The organism is Micromonospora sp. NPDC005174, assembly GCF_040608495.1.
In the GTDB taxonomy this organism is placed as follows: domain Bacteria; phylum Actinomycetota; class Actinomycetes; order Mycobacteriales; family Micromonosporaceae; genus Micromonospora.
This window is the reverse complement of sequence record NZ_JBEXIJ010000002.1, coordinates 79,864-93,959: the sequence shown is the minus strand read 5'-3', so window position 1 is coordinate 93,959 and position 14,096 is coordinate 79,864. Positions and strand designations below refer to the sequence as shown.

13 protein-coding genes are annotated in these 14,096 nt (G+C 74.1%); 8 read left to right on the top strand and 5 right to left on the bottom strand.

The genetic code is table 11. The features are described from left to right. Positions 1–50 precede the first annotated feature (50 nt). Together ABZU91_RS02540 and ABZU91_RS02535 are read right to left on the bottom strand one after the other, a co-directional pair. Positions 51–512 (bottom strand): hypothetical protein, encoded by a 462-nt coding sequence (locus ABZU91_RS02540; protein ID WP_355233185.1) that lies wholly within the window; start codon positions 510–512, stop codon positions 51–53. Next, positions 512–991: a hypothetical protein gene (locus ABZU91_RS02535; protein ID WP_355233184.1), complete on the bottom strand. Its 480-nt coding sequence runs from the start codon at positions 989–991 to the stop codon at positions 512–514. Before ABZU91_RS02535 ends, ABZU91_RS02540 begins: the two co-directional genes overlap by 1 nt. 44 nt (positions 992–1,035) lie before the next feature. Between ABZU91_RS02535 and ABZU91_RS02530 the strand changes: the two genes are divergently transcribed. The 7 genes from ABZU91_RS02530 to ABZU91_RS02500 all read left to right on the top strand — a co-directional run bounded on the left by ABZU91_RS02530 (position 1,036) and on the right by ABZU91_RS02500 (position 10,273). Next, positions 1,036–2,016, top strand: coding sequence for a WYL domain-containing protein (locus ABZU91_RS02530; protein ID WP_355233183.1), 981 nt, complete (start codon positions 1,036–1,038; stop codon positions 2,014–2,016). A gap of 89 nt (positions 2,017–2,105) precedes the next feature. Then, complete coding sequence (locus ABZU91_RS02525) at positions 2,106–2,738, top strand: ATP-binding cassette domain-containing protein (protein ID WP_355233182.1); 633 nt, start codon at positions 2,106–2,108, stop codon at positions 2,736–2,738. After that, positions 2,735–4,012 (top strand): hypothetical protein, encoded by a 1,278-nt coding sequence (locus ABZU91_RS02520; RefSeq protein WP_355233181.1) that lies wholly within the window; start codon positions 2,735–2,737, stop codon positions 4,010–4,012. Before ABZU91_RS02525 ends, ABZU91_RS02520 begins: the two co-directional genes overlap by 4 nt. Further along, entirely contained in the window at positions 4,009–5,775 is a 1,767-nt protein-coding gene (locus ABZU91_RS02515; protein WP_355233180.1) for a hypothetical protein, read from the top strand. Before ABZU91_RS02520 ends, ABZU91_RS02515 begins: the two co-directional genes overlap by 4 nt. Then, the gene (locus ABZU91_RS02510) at positions 5,772–8,150 is read left to right on the top strand and encodes a tetratricopeptide repeat protein (RefSeq protein ID WP_355233179.1); all 2,379 of its coding nucleotides are present in this window, start codon (positions 5,772–5,774) and stop codon (positions 8,148–8,150) included. The genes ABZU91_RS02515 and ABZU91_RS02510 overlap by 4 nt, the downstream gene beginning before the upstream one ends. 72 nt (positions 8,151–8,222) lie before the next feature. Beyond that, positions 8,223–8,846, top strand: a complete 624-nt coding sequence (locus ABZU91_RS02505; RefSeq protein ID WP_355233178.1) for an ABC transporter ATP-binding protein — start codon at positions 8,223–8,225, stop codon at positions 8,844–8,846. Next, positions 8,843–10,273 carry a DUF6297 family protein gene (locus tag ABZU91_RS02500; RefSeq protein ID WP_355233177.1) on the top strand — a complete coding sequence of 477 codons (1,431 nt, stop codon included), beginning with the start codon at positions 8,843–8,845 and terminating at the stop codon, positions 10,271–10,273. Before ABZU91_RS02505 ends, ABZU91_RS02500 begins: the two co-directional genes overlap by 4 nt. Before the next feature lie 44 nt (positions 10,274–10,317). On the opposite strand, the gene ABZU91_RS02495 is transcribed toward ABZU91_RS02500, so the two are convergent. The 3 genes from ABZU91_RS02495 to ABZU91_RS02485 form a co-directional block, all read right to left on the bottom strand. Beyond that, complete coding sequence (locus ABZU91_RS02495) at positions 10,318–11,349, bottom strand: PHB depolymerase family esterase (RefSeq protein ID WP_355233176.1); 1,032 nt, start codon at positions 11,347–11,349, stop codon at positions 10,318–10,320. A 142-nt stretch (positions 11,350–11,491) separates the two neighbouring features. Continuing rightward, the gene (locus tag ABZU91_RS02490; protein WP_355233175.1) at positions 11,492–12,094 is read right to left on the bottom strand and encodes an MBL fold metallo-hydrolase; all 603 of its coding nucleotides are present in this window, start codon (positions 12,092–12,094) and stop codon (positions 11,492–11,494) included. 76 nt (positions 12,095–12,170) lie between these two features. Beyond that, positions 12,171–12,779 carry a hypothetical protein gene (locus ABZU91_RS02485; protein ID WP_355233174.1) on the bottom strand — a complete coding sequence of 203 codons (609 nt, stop codon included), beginning with the start codon at positions 12,777–12,779 and terminating at the stop codon, positions 12,171–12,173. 159 nt (positions 12,780–12,938) lie between these two features. Between ABZU91_RS02485 and ABZU91_RS02480 the strand changes: the two genes are divergently transcribed. Continuing rightward, positions 12,939–14,039, top strand: coding sequence for a DUF5919 domain-containing protein (locus tag ABZU91_RS02480; RefSeq protein WP_355233173.1), 1,101 nt, complete (start codon positions 12,939–12,941; stop codon positions 14,037–14,039). Positions 14,040–14,096 lie beyond the last annotated feature (57 nt).

Here is a 14,096-nt window from a genome sequence, read left to right as displayed (position 1 = left end):
GATGCGCGGCACCGGGCGGCGAGGCCACCGCGATCTGCGTGGGCCGCAGGCTAGTCCGTGGACGCTCGCGTGAATTCCATGATCCAGTTCGTCTCCCAGGTACGTTCGCCGTCGACCGAGAACGCCTGCTCCCAGCGGGCCGTCGTCGCGGTGATCCCGGACCAGATGAACCGGCAGCGGACCGGCCGCCCCTCGTGCCGGTCGTCGGCGTAGAAGTGGCCCACCCCGTCGACGAAGCGGCCGACCACCGGCGGTTGCTCCAGCTCGCCTCGACCGCTGTTCATCCAGTAGATCGACCACTGCTCGCTCGCCGGGTCGAAGATCCTGATCGTGGCGCCGGAGAAACCCCTGGTGGGGAAGGTGATCTCGTCGAAGTTGCCGCCGCCGCCGAAGAAGCCGTGCGCGACCGACTTACCGGGAAACTCGTCCCAGTCGTCGCAACCGGTCAGCCGTTCGCGCAGCCGTCGGTTGACCACGTTCCAGGTGCCGACGTAGAAGTCGAAGTCGCCCATCAGCGGCCCACCGGCCCTTCCGCTCGCGAGTCGCGCAGATAGCCGGCCAGGTCGGGGCGCTCAGGGGCCAGCAGGTGGCGTACCCAGGCGGCCCGCTCGTGCTCCAGCACCGCCAGCTCCCAGACGCAGCCAACCTCGCGCCGACCCAGCTCGACGAAGTGGGTCGGGTCGTCGTCCGGGCAGTCCAACGCCGGCTGACCGGCCACCGCGATGTGCACCTGCACCGCGTTGTCCCACACCCACGTGTACGCGAGCAGGTACGCGCCGGTGTCCGCGCCCCGGTGCAGCACCACCCACCCGGCGGCCGGCGTGCCGTCGCGAACCGCGCGGGCCAGCAGCGTTGGCAGCACGTCGTACGCGGCCTTCTCCACCGCCGGTTCGACAGGCTGCTCCGGCTGGTCGATGTGGTAACGCTTGAGCTGCCAACCGTCCACCGTGACCGGTCCCGGCGTCCGTAGATCCTTGTCGTGAAATGCCATGCCGGGACGGTAGGACCACTTCACTGACAGCTAGTGTCAGTGAAGTGCGGGCCAGCCGACTTCTCTCCGTCCTGCTGCTGCTCCAGTCGCACGGCCGACTGACGGCCGCGCAACTCGCCGAGCGGCTGTCCGTCTCCCCCCGCACCATCTACCGCGACGTCGAGTCGCTGCACGCCGCCGGCATTCCCCTCTACGGCGAGGCCGGGCACGCCGGCGGTTACCAGCTCGTCGACGGCTGGCGGACCCGCCTGACCGGCCTGACCGCCGAGGAGGCCGAGCGGCTCTTCCTGGCCGGGCTGCCCGGCCCCGCCGACGAGCTGGGCTACGGCGACGTGGTGGCGGCGCTGCGACTCAAGCTGCACGCCGCGCTGCCGGCGCCGTTGCAGGACCGGGCCACCCAACTCCAGCAGCGTTTCCACCTGGACACCCCCGGTTGGTACGCCGACGGCGACGCCTCCCCGGAGCTGGCCCGCACGGCCGAGGCCGTCTGGCGGCAGCAGCGCGTGCGGGTGCGCTACCGGGGCTGGCGGGGTGAGGTGACCCGGGTGCTGGAGCCGTACGGCCTGGTGCTCAAGGGCGGCCGGTGGTACGTGGTGGCCGCCCGACCGGGCCGCGGCGAGCCGGCGACCTACCGGGTCAACCAGATCCTCGCGTTGACCCCGCTGGCCGAGGAGTTCGACAGGCCGGCCGACTTCGACCTGCCGGCCTGGTGGCGGGAGCACGTGGTGCGGTTCCGCGCCCAACTGCACCAGGACGAGGCGACCGTACGCCTGTCCCCCGCCGGCCGGGACCGGCTGCGGGAGATCGGCAGTGATCCGGTGGTGTCCGCCGTGGACGCCAGTGCGGGACCACCCGACGCTCGCGGTTGGGTGACAGCTGTCCTGCCCATCGAGTCGCTCACCCACGCCCACGGCGATCTGCTGCGCCTCGGCGCCGACGTGGAGGTGCTCAGCCCGGTCGCGCTCCGCGACCGCCTGGCCGCCACCGCCGCCGGCCTGGCCGCCCTCTACGCCCCGACCCGGTAGCCGCCGCCACGTGCACACCGGAAGATCGGCGGGACATCGACTGTCGGCACGGTGTGCCACCCTGGGACGGGCACCAGGGGTCACCGGAGGTGAGGGCCACGTTACGAGTACGCGCACTGGTCGCCGTGCCCGGCACCGGGCCGGTGACCCTCGACGTCGCGTCCGGCGCCACCGTCGCCCTGGTCGCGCCACCGCGGGTCGGCACGGCCGTGGCTCGCGTGCTGGCCGGCCTGGCCGCCCCGGTCACCGGACGGATCATGGTCGGCGACCGCGACGTCACGGCGCTCGCGCCGCCGCGCCGGCAGATCGGCTACGTGCCCGCCGGTGGGGCACTGCTGCCGCAGCTCACCGTGCGCCGCAACATCGAGTACGGCCAGCGCAAGCGCGAACGGGTGCACGAGATGGCCGACGACTGGACGGCGACGGTGGTGGACCGGCTGGAGCTGGCGCCCACGCTGGGTCTGCTGCCCCACGTGCTCTCCGACGCCCAACGTTTCCGGGTGGCGTTGGCCCGGGCGGCGGTCTGCCTGCCCGAGGTGCTCGTGGTCGACCTGCCCGTGGACCCGCCCGGCGGCAGCCGCCTCGGTGACCTGCTGCCCCGGCTGGCGCCGCCGGGCGCGCCGGGAGTGGCCACGCTCGTCTGCACCGCCGACCCGGCCACCCTCGCCGAGATCCCGCAGCGGCACGAACTGGTCGCCGAGACCGACGAGGTGCCGCGGTGACGCCGGGCGGCCGGGTCACCCGACGTGCGCTGCTGCGCGCCGCTGCGGCCGGTACGGCGGCGACCGTCGCGGGGTGTGCCGGTGGCAGCCGATCGGTGCAGGTGGCGGTGGTCTGGTCCGGGGGCGAGCTGGACCGCTTCCGGGACGTCGTGGCCACCTATCCCCACCCGGTACGCGTGGTCAGCGCCGGCAACGACATCGACGCGTTCCTGCGCGCCCGGCATCTCGCGGGCACCTCCCCCGACGTGGCGATCATGTCGCGTCCCGGCCTGGTCACGGAGTACGCCGCGCGGGAGTGGCTGCGGCCGGTACGCCCCTCGACCGAATACGCGGTACCCATCGGCCTGGGCGACCTGCTGATGGCCCGTGGGCAGCGCTTCGGTGTGTGGGTGAAGGCCGCGCACAAGTCTCTCGTCTGGCACCTGCCCTCGATGCTGCCCGAGCAGCCGACAAGTTGGGACGCTCTGGTCGCGCTGACCCGCCGTCTCGGCGCGCTCGCCCGGCGCGGTGCCGGTCCGGCGCCGCTGGCGATAGGCGCGGCGGACGGCTGGGTGCTCACCGACTGGTTCGAGAACGTGCTGGCCGACCTCGCCCCGGCGGCGTACGACGCCCTCGCCGCGTCGGACGGCGACTGGCAGGGCCGGGCGGTGCGCGACACCCTGGATCGGCTCGCCGAGCTGTGGAGCATCGACGGGGCGTTTCTCGGCGGCGGCCGTCGCGCCCTGCTCACCCAGTACGAGGAGTCGGTGATCCAGGTGGTCAACTCCCGCCGGGCGATGATGGTCTTCGAGGCCGACTTCACCGCCGAGGTGGTCGGCCGGTTCCGCAGTGGCGCCGAGACTCCGGTCTCCTTCCGGTTTCCGAGCGCCGGTGCGGGTGGCGGCGCGTTGATCGTCGGCGGGGACGTGGCGGTGGTGTTCGCCGACGCCCGGGGTGGGGTGGAGCTGGTCGAGTGGTTGACCAGGGCCGACGCCTTTCGCCCCTGGCTGCGCGCCGGTGGCTACCTGTCGCCGAACACCACGATCCCGTTGACCGACTACGCCGACCCGGTCCGTCGCCAGCTCGCCCGCGAGATGCGCGGCCCCGACACCCTGCACTTCGACCTGTCCGACCAGCTGCCCGCGCCGTTCACCGGCTCCGACGGAATCGGCATCTGGCCGATCATGCAGGACTTCTTCGCCGACGTCACCGACGGTGTCCGGGCCGACGAGGCGGTACGCCGGGCCACCAGGCAGCTCGCCGCGGCGGCCCGCGACGCGGATGGTGGCCGATGAGCCAGGTCAAGGTGCTCGGCGAGCTGGCGGTGCTCGACGACGTCGGCCCGCCCCGACGCGGCAGGGCCTACCCGGCGGCCGGGGCGACCTCCGCGCTGCTGCTGCCGGCAGCGGTGCTGCTCGGCGCGCTGGTGCTGTGGCCGGTGCTACGTACGCTGCACGCCAGCGTCACCACCGACGGTCGCTGGGTCGGCGCGCAGCACTTCCGGGCCGCACTCGCCGCGCCCGGCACCGGCGCGGTGGTCGGCCGTACGGTGCTGTGGGCGGTCCTGGTGCCGGCGGTGGTGACGGCGCTGGGCTACCTGTTCGCCGTCGCGTCCCGCCGCTCCCAGGAGGGCGGTCTGGTCCGCCTGATCCTGCTGGTGCCGGTCGCGTTGCCGCTGGTCGTCACCGGGGTGACCTTCCGGCTCATGTACGACCCCGACCCGACGCGTGGCGTGGCCACCCTGCTCGCGGCGCGACTCACCGGCCGCGCCGCCGACGACGCCCCGCAGCTGCTCGGCCGGGGCCTGGTCACGGTGGCGCTGATGTCGGCGTTCGTGTGGGCGTGGGTGGGGTTGGCCGTGCTGGTCTTCCGGGCCGCACTGGACCGGCTGCCGCCGAGCCTGGCCGACGCGGTCCGCGCCTATGGCGGTGGCCGACGACACGTCCTGTGGGACGCGCAGTGGCGGCCACTGCTGCTGCGTACCGTCGCGGTGGTGTTCGCGCTGGTGGCGCTCGGCACCAGCCGGACGTTCGACCTGATTCTCGTCATGACGCCCGGGTCGGTCCGCGACGACGCCACGGTGCTCGCGTTGCAGGTCTGGCAGACCTCCGGCCGCACCACCACCGGGCAGGGCGCCGCACTCGGCGTCGTCTGGCTGGTGGCGGTGGTCGCCGGGATGCTGGTGGCGGCGTTCTTCGTCCGACAGGCGTGGCCGCCGCCCCGCGTCGAGCCGTCACCCGACCCCGCCCCCACGACGCCGCCGCGACGACTGTTCCGGCTGCTCGCGGCGGGCGGCGCGGTGGCCTGGCTGATCCCCCTCGTGGTGCTCGTGGCGACCTCGGCGCACGGTGCGGTGGACGCCGCCGCGCGCGGCTGGTGGTCGGCCCCGCCCGGGACGGGCTCCTACACGGCGCTGCTCGGGGGCGACGAGCTGTGGCGGGCGCTGGGCTTCACGCTGCTGCTGGCGACGGTCGTCACCGCCACGGTGCTGCTCGTCGCGCTGCTGGCCGCGTACCCGCTGGCGTGGCTGACCGGGCCGGCCGCGCAGGCGACCGGGCTGCTGCTGATGGCCGCCACCGTCGTGCCGGTGCAGGTGATCGCCGGGCCGGTCAACGAGGTACTCGGCGCGGTGCTCTCCTCCGGCACCGCGCGCGGGCTGGCCCTGGTGCACGTGGCGTTGGGGGTGCCGTTCGCGGTGCTGGTGCTGCGCAACGCGTTCGCCGACCTGCCGGCCGAGCAGGTACGGGGCGCGCGCCTCGGTGGGCGGCGCTGGTGGGGCACCCTGCACCGGCTGGCCCGGCACAACCTGCCGGCGGTGATCGCCGTCTCCGTGCTGGAGTTCGTCCAGGTCTGGAACGACCTGGCGGTGGGGCTGCTGTTCAGTGGGCCGGAGGCCACGCCGATCGCCCTGTTGCTGGCCGGGCAGAGCCGCGGCTTCGTGTCCAACAGCGGCATCCTGGCCGCCGGGTCGGTGCTCGCCTCAGTGCTTCCGGTGCTGCTCATGGTGGTCGCCCGGCGGCAGCTCGTCGCCGGGCTGGTCTCCGGTGGTGTCCGGTGACCAGCCCCGGCGGCAACGGCCGGGCGCCGCGCTGGCCGGTGCTCATCGCGGTCGGCACGCTGGTCAGCGGGGTGCTCGGCAACCTCGCCAGCAACCTGCTCTCCGAGCTGGCGGCCAGCGTCCTCGGCCCGGCCGGCATCGCGCTGGCGGTTGCCGGTGGCGTGGGCTTCGTGGTGTTCGAGGTGCGACGGCGGCGAGCCGTGCGGCAGACCGGCCCGGAACCGACCGACGTCGTCACCACGCCGACGACCGACGTGCCCAACCTGCCGTACACGGCCGGGTTCGCCGGTCGCGAGGAACACGTCCGGGCGGTGCTCGACCTGCTCGCCCGCGAGCACGCGGTGGCGGTGCTCGGCCGACGGGCGGTGGGCACGTCCGCGTGCGCCGTACAGGCCGCGAACCTGTGCCGGGAGGACTTCCCGGACGGGCAGTACCACTTAGACCTACGCCGTGGTGGTCGTCCCCGGTCCGCTCGGCAGGTGCTCACCGCGCTGGCCGCTGTGCTGGGCACCCCGCCGCCGACCTCCGGCCGCCCGGACGCCCTCGCGGTCGCCGCCGCCGCGCTGCGCCGCAAGCTGGACGGCCGCAAGATCCTGCTGGTGCTCGACAACGTCGACCGACCCGAGCAGGTCCGGCCGCTGCTGCCACCGACCACGCGCACCTCCCGGTTGCTGCTGGCCGGCGGGCCCACGCTCAGCGGCCTCAGCGGCGTGGTGGAGCACTGGATCGCCGAACCCGGCCCGGACGAGGCGGTCGAGTTGTTCGCGGACGCCGGCCGGGCCGCGCCCGCCGCCCGGCTCCGCCGCGCGGACCCGCGCACCGACCCGGCGGTACGCGAGATCGTCGACCTGTGCGGCCGGCAGCCCCGCATCGTGCGTGCTCTCGGCTACCGCACCGCCCAGCACGGCTGGCGGCACTCCGACGTGCTGGACGCGCTGCGCCGCGCGGCACGCACACCACCGCACCAGCGCGTCGCCGTCTCGCCCGCGGCGCAGCTGGTCACCGAGCGGGACACCGCGTACCGGGCGTTGACCCGCGAGGGGCGTCGGCTGTACCGGCTGATGTCCCTGACCCCGGCCCCGGTGGACCGGCCGACCATCGCCGCCCTGGCCCGCCGCCACCCCGAGCGGGTGACCGCGCTGCTCGACCGGCTGGCCGCCGCCGCGTTCGTGGTCGGCGCGCCCGGCGACCGGTACGAGATCCGCCCGCTGCTCGCGCCGAGCGCCCGGCTGCACCTGCGCGACGCCGATCCGGCCCGCTCCCGGGTCGCCGCGCAGGCCCGGTTGACCCGTCACCTGGCCCGCCGCGCCGAACGGCACGCCGCCAACCTGGCCGTGCTCGGCTCACCGCCGGACCGGGAGTGGTCGCTGCCGCTCGACGACGACCCGTACGGCTGGTTCGACCTGCACCAGGAGCTGCTGCTGGCCGTCGTCCGGGTGCCGGCCGGGGCGGCGGAGGCGCTGCCCCGGCGGGTACGTCGGTGGTGGTTCCGGTTGGCCGTGGCGCTGTGTGGGTGGTTCGCGCACGTCGAGCGGCTCGACGAGTGGGAGCAGGTCTGCCGCACGGTGCTGGCCACCCCGACAGCCGACGACCGTCCGGAGATCGCCGGGTGGGCACACAACGAGCTGGGCGTGCTGCGTCGGCGTCGGCACGACCCGCAGGGCGCGGCGACGGCGCTCACCCTCGCGGTGGCCGAACGCGGCCGTCGGGGTACCGCACAGGCGCGGATGAACCTCGGCCTGGCCCTGCTCGACCTGGGGCAGCTCGACGACGCGGTGGAGCACCTGGAGCTTTCCCGCCGGCACCGCTCGTCGGCGGACCGGTCCGGGCACGCCCTCACCGACCTGGGCCTGGGCGCGGCCCAGTTGGCCCGGGGTGAGCTGGACACCGCGCACCGCCACCTGGTGCGGGCGGCGAACACGTTCCGGTCGGTGGGTGACGCGCGCGGTTACGCGGCCGCGCTGACCAACCTGGTGCTGGTGCACGCCAGCCTCGGCGAGCACCTGGACGCGGCGCAGGCCTGGCGGGCGGCCCTGCGCGAGTACGAGTCGGTCAACGACCCGACCAGTCGCGCGGCGGCGCTGCTCAACGCCGGTGCGACGCTGCTGACCAGCGCTCCGGGGCAGGCGCGGGCGGCGTACGAGCTGCTGGCCGAGAGCCGACGGCTGCGTGCCGAGACCCGACCCACGGCGGGGCTGGGGCGTACCCTGCTCTACCTGGGCGATGCCGCCGCCGCGCTGGGCGACCCGACGGACGCGCGGCGGCTCTGGGCGGACGCGGCGACGGTGGCCGAGGAGGTCGACGACGACCAGGCGCTGGCCGCCGCGGACGAGCGCCTGGAACACGACGTCGAAGTGCCGCCGGCCATCCCCTGACCGGTGTGTCCCACCGGGTCGGCGTGATGTCGATCGCTCGTCGTGGCCGGTGGCGCGGGTCTGGGAGAGTGTGTGACCGTGGACGCTCTCTCGGTGCGGGGACTCAGCCGCAACTTCGGCAACCTGGTCGTGCTCGACGACGTGACCTTCACGCTGCCGGCGGGCCGGATCGCGGTGGTGCTCGGCCCCAACGGCAGCGGCAAGACAACCCTGCTGCGCTGCGTGGTGGGCGCCGACCGCCCGGACGCCGGTGAGGTGCTGGTGCAGGGCCGGCGCGCCGACGAGACCGACCCCGAGGTGCGGGCGCTCGTCGCGGCCGCCCTGGACGACATCGACTTCTTTCCCGACCTGTCCGTGGTCGAGCACCTGGAACTGGTCGCGTACGCCCACGGGGGCGACGCCGAGCCGGTCGAGGAGGTGCTCACCGAGCTGGGCCTGGAACCGGCCCGCGACCAACTGCCGGTGACCCTCTCCAGCGGGCAGCGCCGCCGGCTGGCGCTGGCCTCGTGCTTCGTGCGCCCGCGCCGGCTGCTGATCCTGGACGAGCCCGAGCAGCGGCTGGACGTGCGCGGCCGGCAGTGGCTGGCCGACCGGCTCCGCCGGGAGCGGAACGCCGGCACGGCCGTCCTGCTGGCCTCGCACGACCCGGAACTGATCGACGCGGTGGTCGACGAGCGGATCGAGATCGGCCGGTGAGCGCCCCACCGGCCACGGTCACCCCGACGCCCGCCGGGCTGCCGAGCGCCCGACAGGTACGGACGCACCTGCGCCGCGCCCGCCGCCGGCACCACGAGCACTCGCTGGGCGACGTGCTGGGCGACGCGTACGTCATCGTGCTCTTCGTGGGCATGTACGGCTGGTTCGCGGTCAGCGCCAGCCGCGACATGCTGGTCTCCCCCACCGTCGGCCGCGCCGACGCGGGGGTGCGCTGGTGGCTGGCGGTGGCCGCGCTGCTGGCCGGCGCGGGCCTTGCCTGGCGAGGTCTGCGCGCGCTCGGCCCGCTGCTGGTCACCCCGGCGACCCAGAGCTGGGTGACCAGCGCTCCGATCGACCGGCAGGCCTGGCTCGCGCCGCGACTCGGCGTCCTGCTGGTGGGCGCGGCGGCCGGCACGGCGCTGCTGGGCGTGGCCGTGGCCGTACTGGGCGGTGCCACCGACCTGGGTGCCGTGGGGTGGGCCGCGGCGGCCGGCGCCGGCTGGGGCGCTGCCGCGCTCGCCCTCGCCGTCGTCGCCCAGAGCAGCCGGGCGGGGCGCCGCTGGCCGACAGCTGTCGGGGCAACGCCGCTGGTGGCGGCCGCCGTCGTCGCGGCGGTGGTGGTGATCGCGGGTCGCCTCGGCGAGGCGCTGCCCCGGCCGGCGACACTGCCGACCGGCGTGCTGGTCGCCGTCGGGGTGCCGCTCGCGGTCGTGGTCACCGTGCTCGCCCTGCGGGCGCTGCCCCGGGTCGACCGGGCCACGCTGACGACCGGCGCGCAGTTCGCCAACGCCGGCGCGACGGCCACGATCCTGCTCGACCCGAGCATGCTCACCGGCCTCGTCGAGAGCCGCCGCTGGCGTCGCATCGGCCGGGTCCGCAGCCGACGCCTCCTGCCCGGCCCCGGCTGGTGGGCACTGCTCCAGGCCGACGTACGCCGGTTGCGCCGCCACCCCAGCGCCCTGCTGATCTGGGCGGGACTGGCCGGCGTCCAGTACGCGGCCGCGCTCGCCCTGCCCGGGTTGGCCGGCGCCGCGCAGGTGGTGCTCGCCTACGTCGCCACCGAACGGCTCACCGGCGGTCTGCGCGCGGTCAGCCGGTCACCGGGCCTGCGCCGGGCACTGGGCGGCAGCGACGCGGCGCTGCGCGGGATCCACGTGGTGGTGCCGGCGGTCGGCGCGGGCCTGTGGTGGCTGCTGACCCTGCCGAGTCTGCCGACCCTCGATGCCGGCCCGACCTGGCTCGCGCCGACGCTGGCGCTCGGCGTGGTCGCCGCCGCCTGGCGCAGCGGCACCCGCCCGCCGATCGACTACGGCGGCGCGACGGTCAACACGCCGTTCGGGATGGTCCCCGTCGACCTGCTGCGACAGGGCGCTCGGGGGCGGGCGCTGCTCGCCGTCCTGGTGCTCGTCCAACTGTTCCTGGGCTGAGGGCAGCACCGCTCTCAGCCGTCCACCCAGCTCAGCCGCCCAGCTCAGCCGTCCAGCCGGCGGACCATGTTCATGATGGTCTCCACCTGCGCGCCACCCTTGATCGGGAAGTTCGTCGCGCCCAGGTAGCCCCACCAGTCCCAGCAGCCGTTCGGGTTGCTCAGGGCGGTGCTCGCCTGCGGGTAGAGCACGACCAGGTTGTTGGTGTCGGCGTACTGGTTGAGGTTGGCGCGGTCGACGAACGCCGTGCCCACCGACCCGTACCCCTGGGCGCAGCCGTGCAGGGCGACCAGCAGCCGGCACGACTGCCCGCCCGCGCAGGCCGACGGGACGTAGGCGAAACCGTTGGCGTCCATGCTCAACCCGTTGGCCCGGCCGTTGACCGCGAACGCGTTCTGGTCGAACCGGACGAGCGTGCCGCCGAGCGCCGCGGTGTTGGGCGCGTTCACGCCGCCGAGCAGTGTGCGCAGCAGGGCGCTCTGCGGGTCGCTGCCGCAGTCGTCGAGGAACGGTGACGCGGTCGCCGTACACCCCAGCGTGCCGTACGGAGTGACCCACCCGTGACCGGCGGCGGAGCCGCTGTCGTACCGCACGTTCGCCCCGAAGCGCTGGTAGTAGCGGACCAGGTCGTCGGTGACGGACTTCTTGACGGTGGTGTCGTTGGCGCCGTGCAGGACGTACACCGGGTCGCCGGACAGGTTGCCGACCGGGTCGACCCAGCCGTACGCCGCCCACGTCCGGGTGTACGCCTCAAGGGCCGACACGTTCGTCGGGTACAGGTTGTCGCCGCAGCCGTAGAGCGCCTGGGCGACGGTGTTCTGGGAGCAGTAGTAGGGGCCGGCCGCGAAGACCGCCGCGCCCCGGATCCGGGACGAGTAGGCGACGTGCAGCTGGGTGGCCAGGTAACCACCGGAGGAGACTCCGGCGACGTACACCCCGGAGATGTTGTAGGTGCCCAACGCCCCGGAGACCGGCGGCCTGGTGGCCGGGGTGGCGGCCTGGGCGGGGACCGCGACGGTCAGGATCAGCAGCAGGACGGCGGTCAGGGCGGTGGCGGCTCTGCGCGGTGTGGTCATGGACGCTCTCCTCGGCAGCGCCGGACGGGGGACGTCGACGCGCGCCGAAGCTACCGTGACGTGGGCCACACCCGACATGAGCGCGACCGACACGCTTGTCGATGCCGTTGTGTGCCCTGACCACCCACGACGATGCCGGCGCTCAGGCGGTGTCGCCCGGAGCGAGGTGGCGGTAGCCGGGGATGGTCTCGGCGAACCAGCCGGCGACGCTGGCCAGACCACGGTCGTTGAGCTGCGCGTCGTGAATGGGGTACGCGGCGGCGGCGCCCACCGCGCGGGCGAAGCGGATCGCCTCGTCGAGGCGTAGCCACGATCCCTGGGCGGGGACGAGCAGGGTGTGCACCGGCTCGTCCGGCACGTGCACCGAGTCGCCCGGGTGGTACAGCCCGTCGCCGACGAGGTAGCCGAGGTTGGGGCAGTCGGGCTGCCCCTCGTGGATGACGGCGTGCCGGCCCCCGTGGGCGCTGACCGGGATGCCGGCGGCGGTGAAGCGCTGTCCCGCGCGTACCCGGGTCACCGGCAGCGGCGCGAGGTCGGGCAGCCGGGCGCCCTCGGGGGCGTACACCGGCACGCCGAGCCCGGCCAGCCGCAGCACGTCCACGTGGTCGGTGTGCTCGTGGGTGACCAGGACGGCGTCCGCGCCGACCAGCGCGCGCGGTTCGCTCCAGGTCCCCGGGTCGATCACCAGCACCGTGCCGTCGTGCTCGACGCGGACGCAGGAGTGCGTGAACCGGATGATCCGCATTCGGTGACGGTACGCCGCCACCGGGTCCGCAGGCCGACCCGCTGACAAGCGGCAAGGCGTCGGGAAGGAGGGGACGTCAGGTCCGGCGTCCCCTCGACATCCGGACGATGTAGAGGAACTGGGCCACGAACGCCGCGACCGCGACCGCCACCCCGGCGAGGACCATCAGCCAGTGCCAGTCCCCGACCATGCCGAGCACCAGGGCGACGCCCGACCCGACCAGCGCCGCGTTGACCGCGCCCACGAGCGCGGCCGTGGTGAGCAGCAACTCCCAGCGCCCCGACCGGATGCCGACCAGCATCCGGGCCGTCTCCGCGCTGTCCTCGGACGCCACCGCGTCGGCGAAGAAGTCGTGCTCGCTGGCGAGACGGTGGTGGTAGTAGGCGCGGATGCGCTGGATCCGCCTCATGTCCAACGAGTTCTCCACGGTGGTCTCGACCAGCCGCAGGAAGGTCAGTATCCCGATGATCACCAGGATCGGCAGCACCGCGCCCAGGTAGGGCCGGACCACCTGCTCGTTGCCGGCCGCGAAGCCGAGACCGATCAGGGCCGCTGACAGCACGGACAGGAAGATGGTGGCGCGGCCGGTGGCCTCCTCGATCGTGCCGGACCGGGACGTCTGCAGGGCGTAGTGCTCGGTGTTGAGAACGTTCAACAGCGCCTTCTCGCGTTCCACGTCGTCCACACCGTCACCTTCCGCGCTCGCCCGACTCCGATACCGTCACCCTAAGAGCGGTACGGCGGGCCGAGCCGACGAAACTGCCGGTCCCGAAAGGGACAGCGAGCGGCAAAGCCGGCACGTATCCTCCGCATCTCGGTGGGCCGTGACGAAAAAGGGGGCCGGATGCCCGAGTGGGCAGGTCGGGGCGAAGGTGGCGGCCGACAGCGACGTGCCTTCGTCGTCGGCGGGACGCTGCTCGGCATCGCGTTCGTGATGCTGCTCGCCGCCTGGCGCAGCAGCGGCTTCCTCAGCGACCTGCTGCTCAACATCGGCTCCAGCGTGGTCCTCGCCGCCATCTCGTACGTCATCTTTGACCCGCTGTTCGAGGAGGCGCGCCGGGCGCGGGTGCAGGAGCACCTGAGCTTCGACCAGCACGCGTTCGTGACCCGGCTGCACCGCTGCGCCCGCCGGGTGCGCATCCTCGACACCTGGACGATCCTGCTGGAGGACACGCACCGCGAGGAGACGCTGCGAGCGGTGCGCAGGGCCCTCGCCAACGGCGCGCAGGTGCAGTTGCTCCTGCTCGACCCGGACTGCACGGCAGCCCAGCAGCGCTCGGAGGAGTTGGAACGGCAGCGGGTGGACGTGCCACGCCAGATCCGCACCAACCTGCGCCACCTGACGCTGTTCCAGGAGACCCTGGACGCCCGGCTACGGCACCGGTTGCAGGTCCGCCTGTACGACGCGTCCCCGTCCATCCAGCTCTACCAGTGGGACAGTCGGGCGCTGATCTCGTTCTTCCCGATCGGGAAGCTGTCGTTCAACGTGCCCCAGCTCGAGGTCGACATGGACAGCCCGTGGGGCGGGTTCGTGCACGCCCGTTTCGAGGAGCTGTGGGAGCACGAGCAGGCGACCGTCAACCTCGAACGGTACTGGTCGGTCACGGTGACGCTGCGCCATGACGACTCCGACGTGGTCACCATGCAGGTGCCCTACGTCAGCGTGGACGGGCAGCACTACGTCGACTGCGGCGGTTTCCAGGTGAACGGTCCGCTGACCGTGCGGGCCGTGCTGCCACCGCGCGCCCCGGGTGGCGCTCCGGCGGTGTTCGCGCTGGCGGAACCCGTCGAGGAGGACCCCACCCCGGCCGCCACCGTGCGCCGACACTTCGATCAGAAGTACGGCGAGGGGCAGCGGGAGATCCACCGGTTGGTGCCGCCGCCGGGCGGTCCGCGTACCCCCGATCCTCGCTCCGCGGCGGCCAGCGACGCGCACGGACGGTGACCCCCGCCCGGGCGGTGGTGACCACTCTCCGAGACAATGGGGTCGCCGCCCCGACCG

Excerpts from the sequence above, each read along its gene's own strand:
- ABZU91_RS02540 (WP_355233185.1), bottom strand. The coding sequence starts at position 512 with ATGGGCGACTTCGACTTCTACGTCGGCACCTGGAACGTGGTCAACCGA.
- ABZU91_RS02535 (WP_355233184.1), bottom strand. The coding sequence starts at position 991 with ATGGCATTTCACGACAAGGATCTACGGACGCCGGGACCGGTCACGGTG.
- ABZU91_RS02515 (WP_355233180.1), top strand. The coding sequence starts at position 4,009 with ATGAGCCAGGTCAAGGTGCTCGGCGAGCTGGCGGTGCTCGACGACGTC.
- ABZU91_RS02495 (WP_355233176.1), bottom strand. The coding sequence starts at position 11,349 with ATGACCACACCGCGCAGAGCCGCCACCGCCCTGACCGCCGTCCTGCTG.
- ABZU91_RS02490 (WP_355233175.1), bottom strand. The coding sequence starts at position 12,094 with ATGCGGATCATCCGGTTCACGCACTCCTGCGTCCGCGTCGAGCACGAC.
- ABZU91_RS02480 (WP_355233173.1), top strand. The coding sequence starts at position 12,939 with ATGCCCGAGTGGGCAGGTCGGGGCGAAGGTGGCGGCCGACAGCGACGT.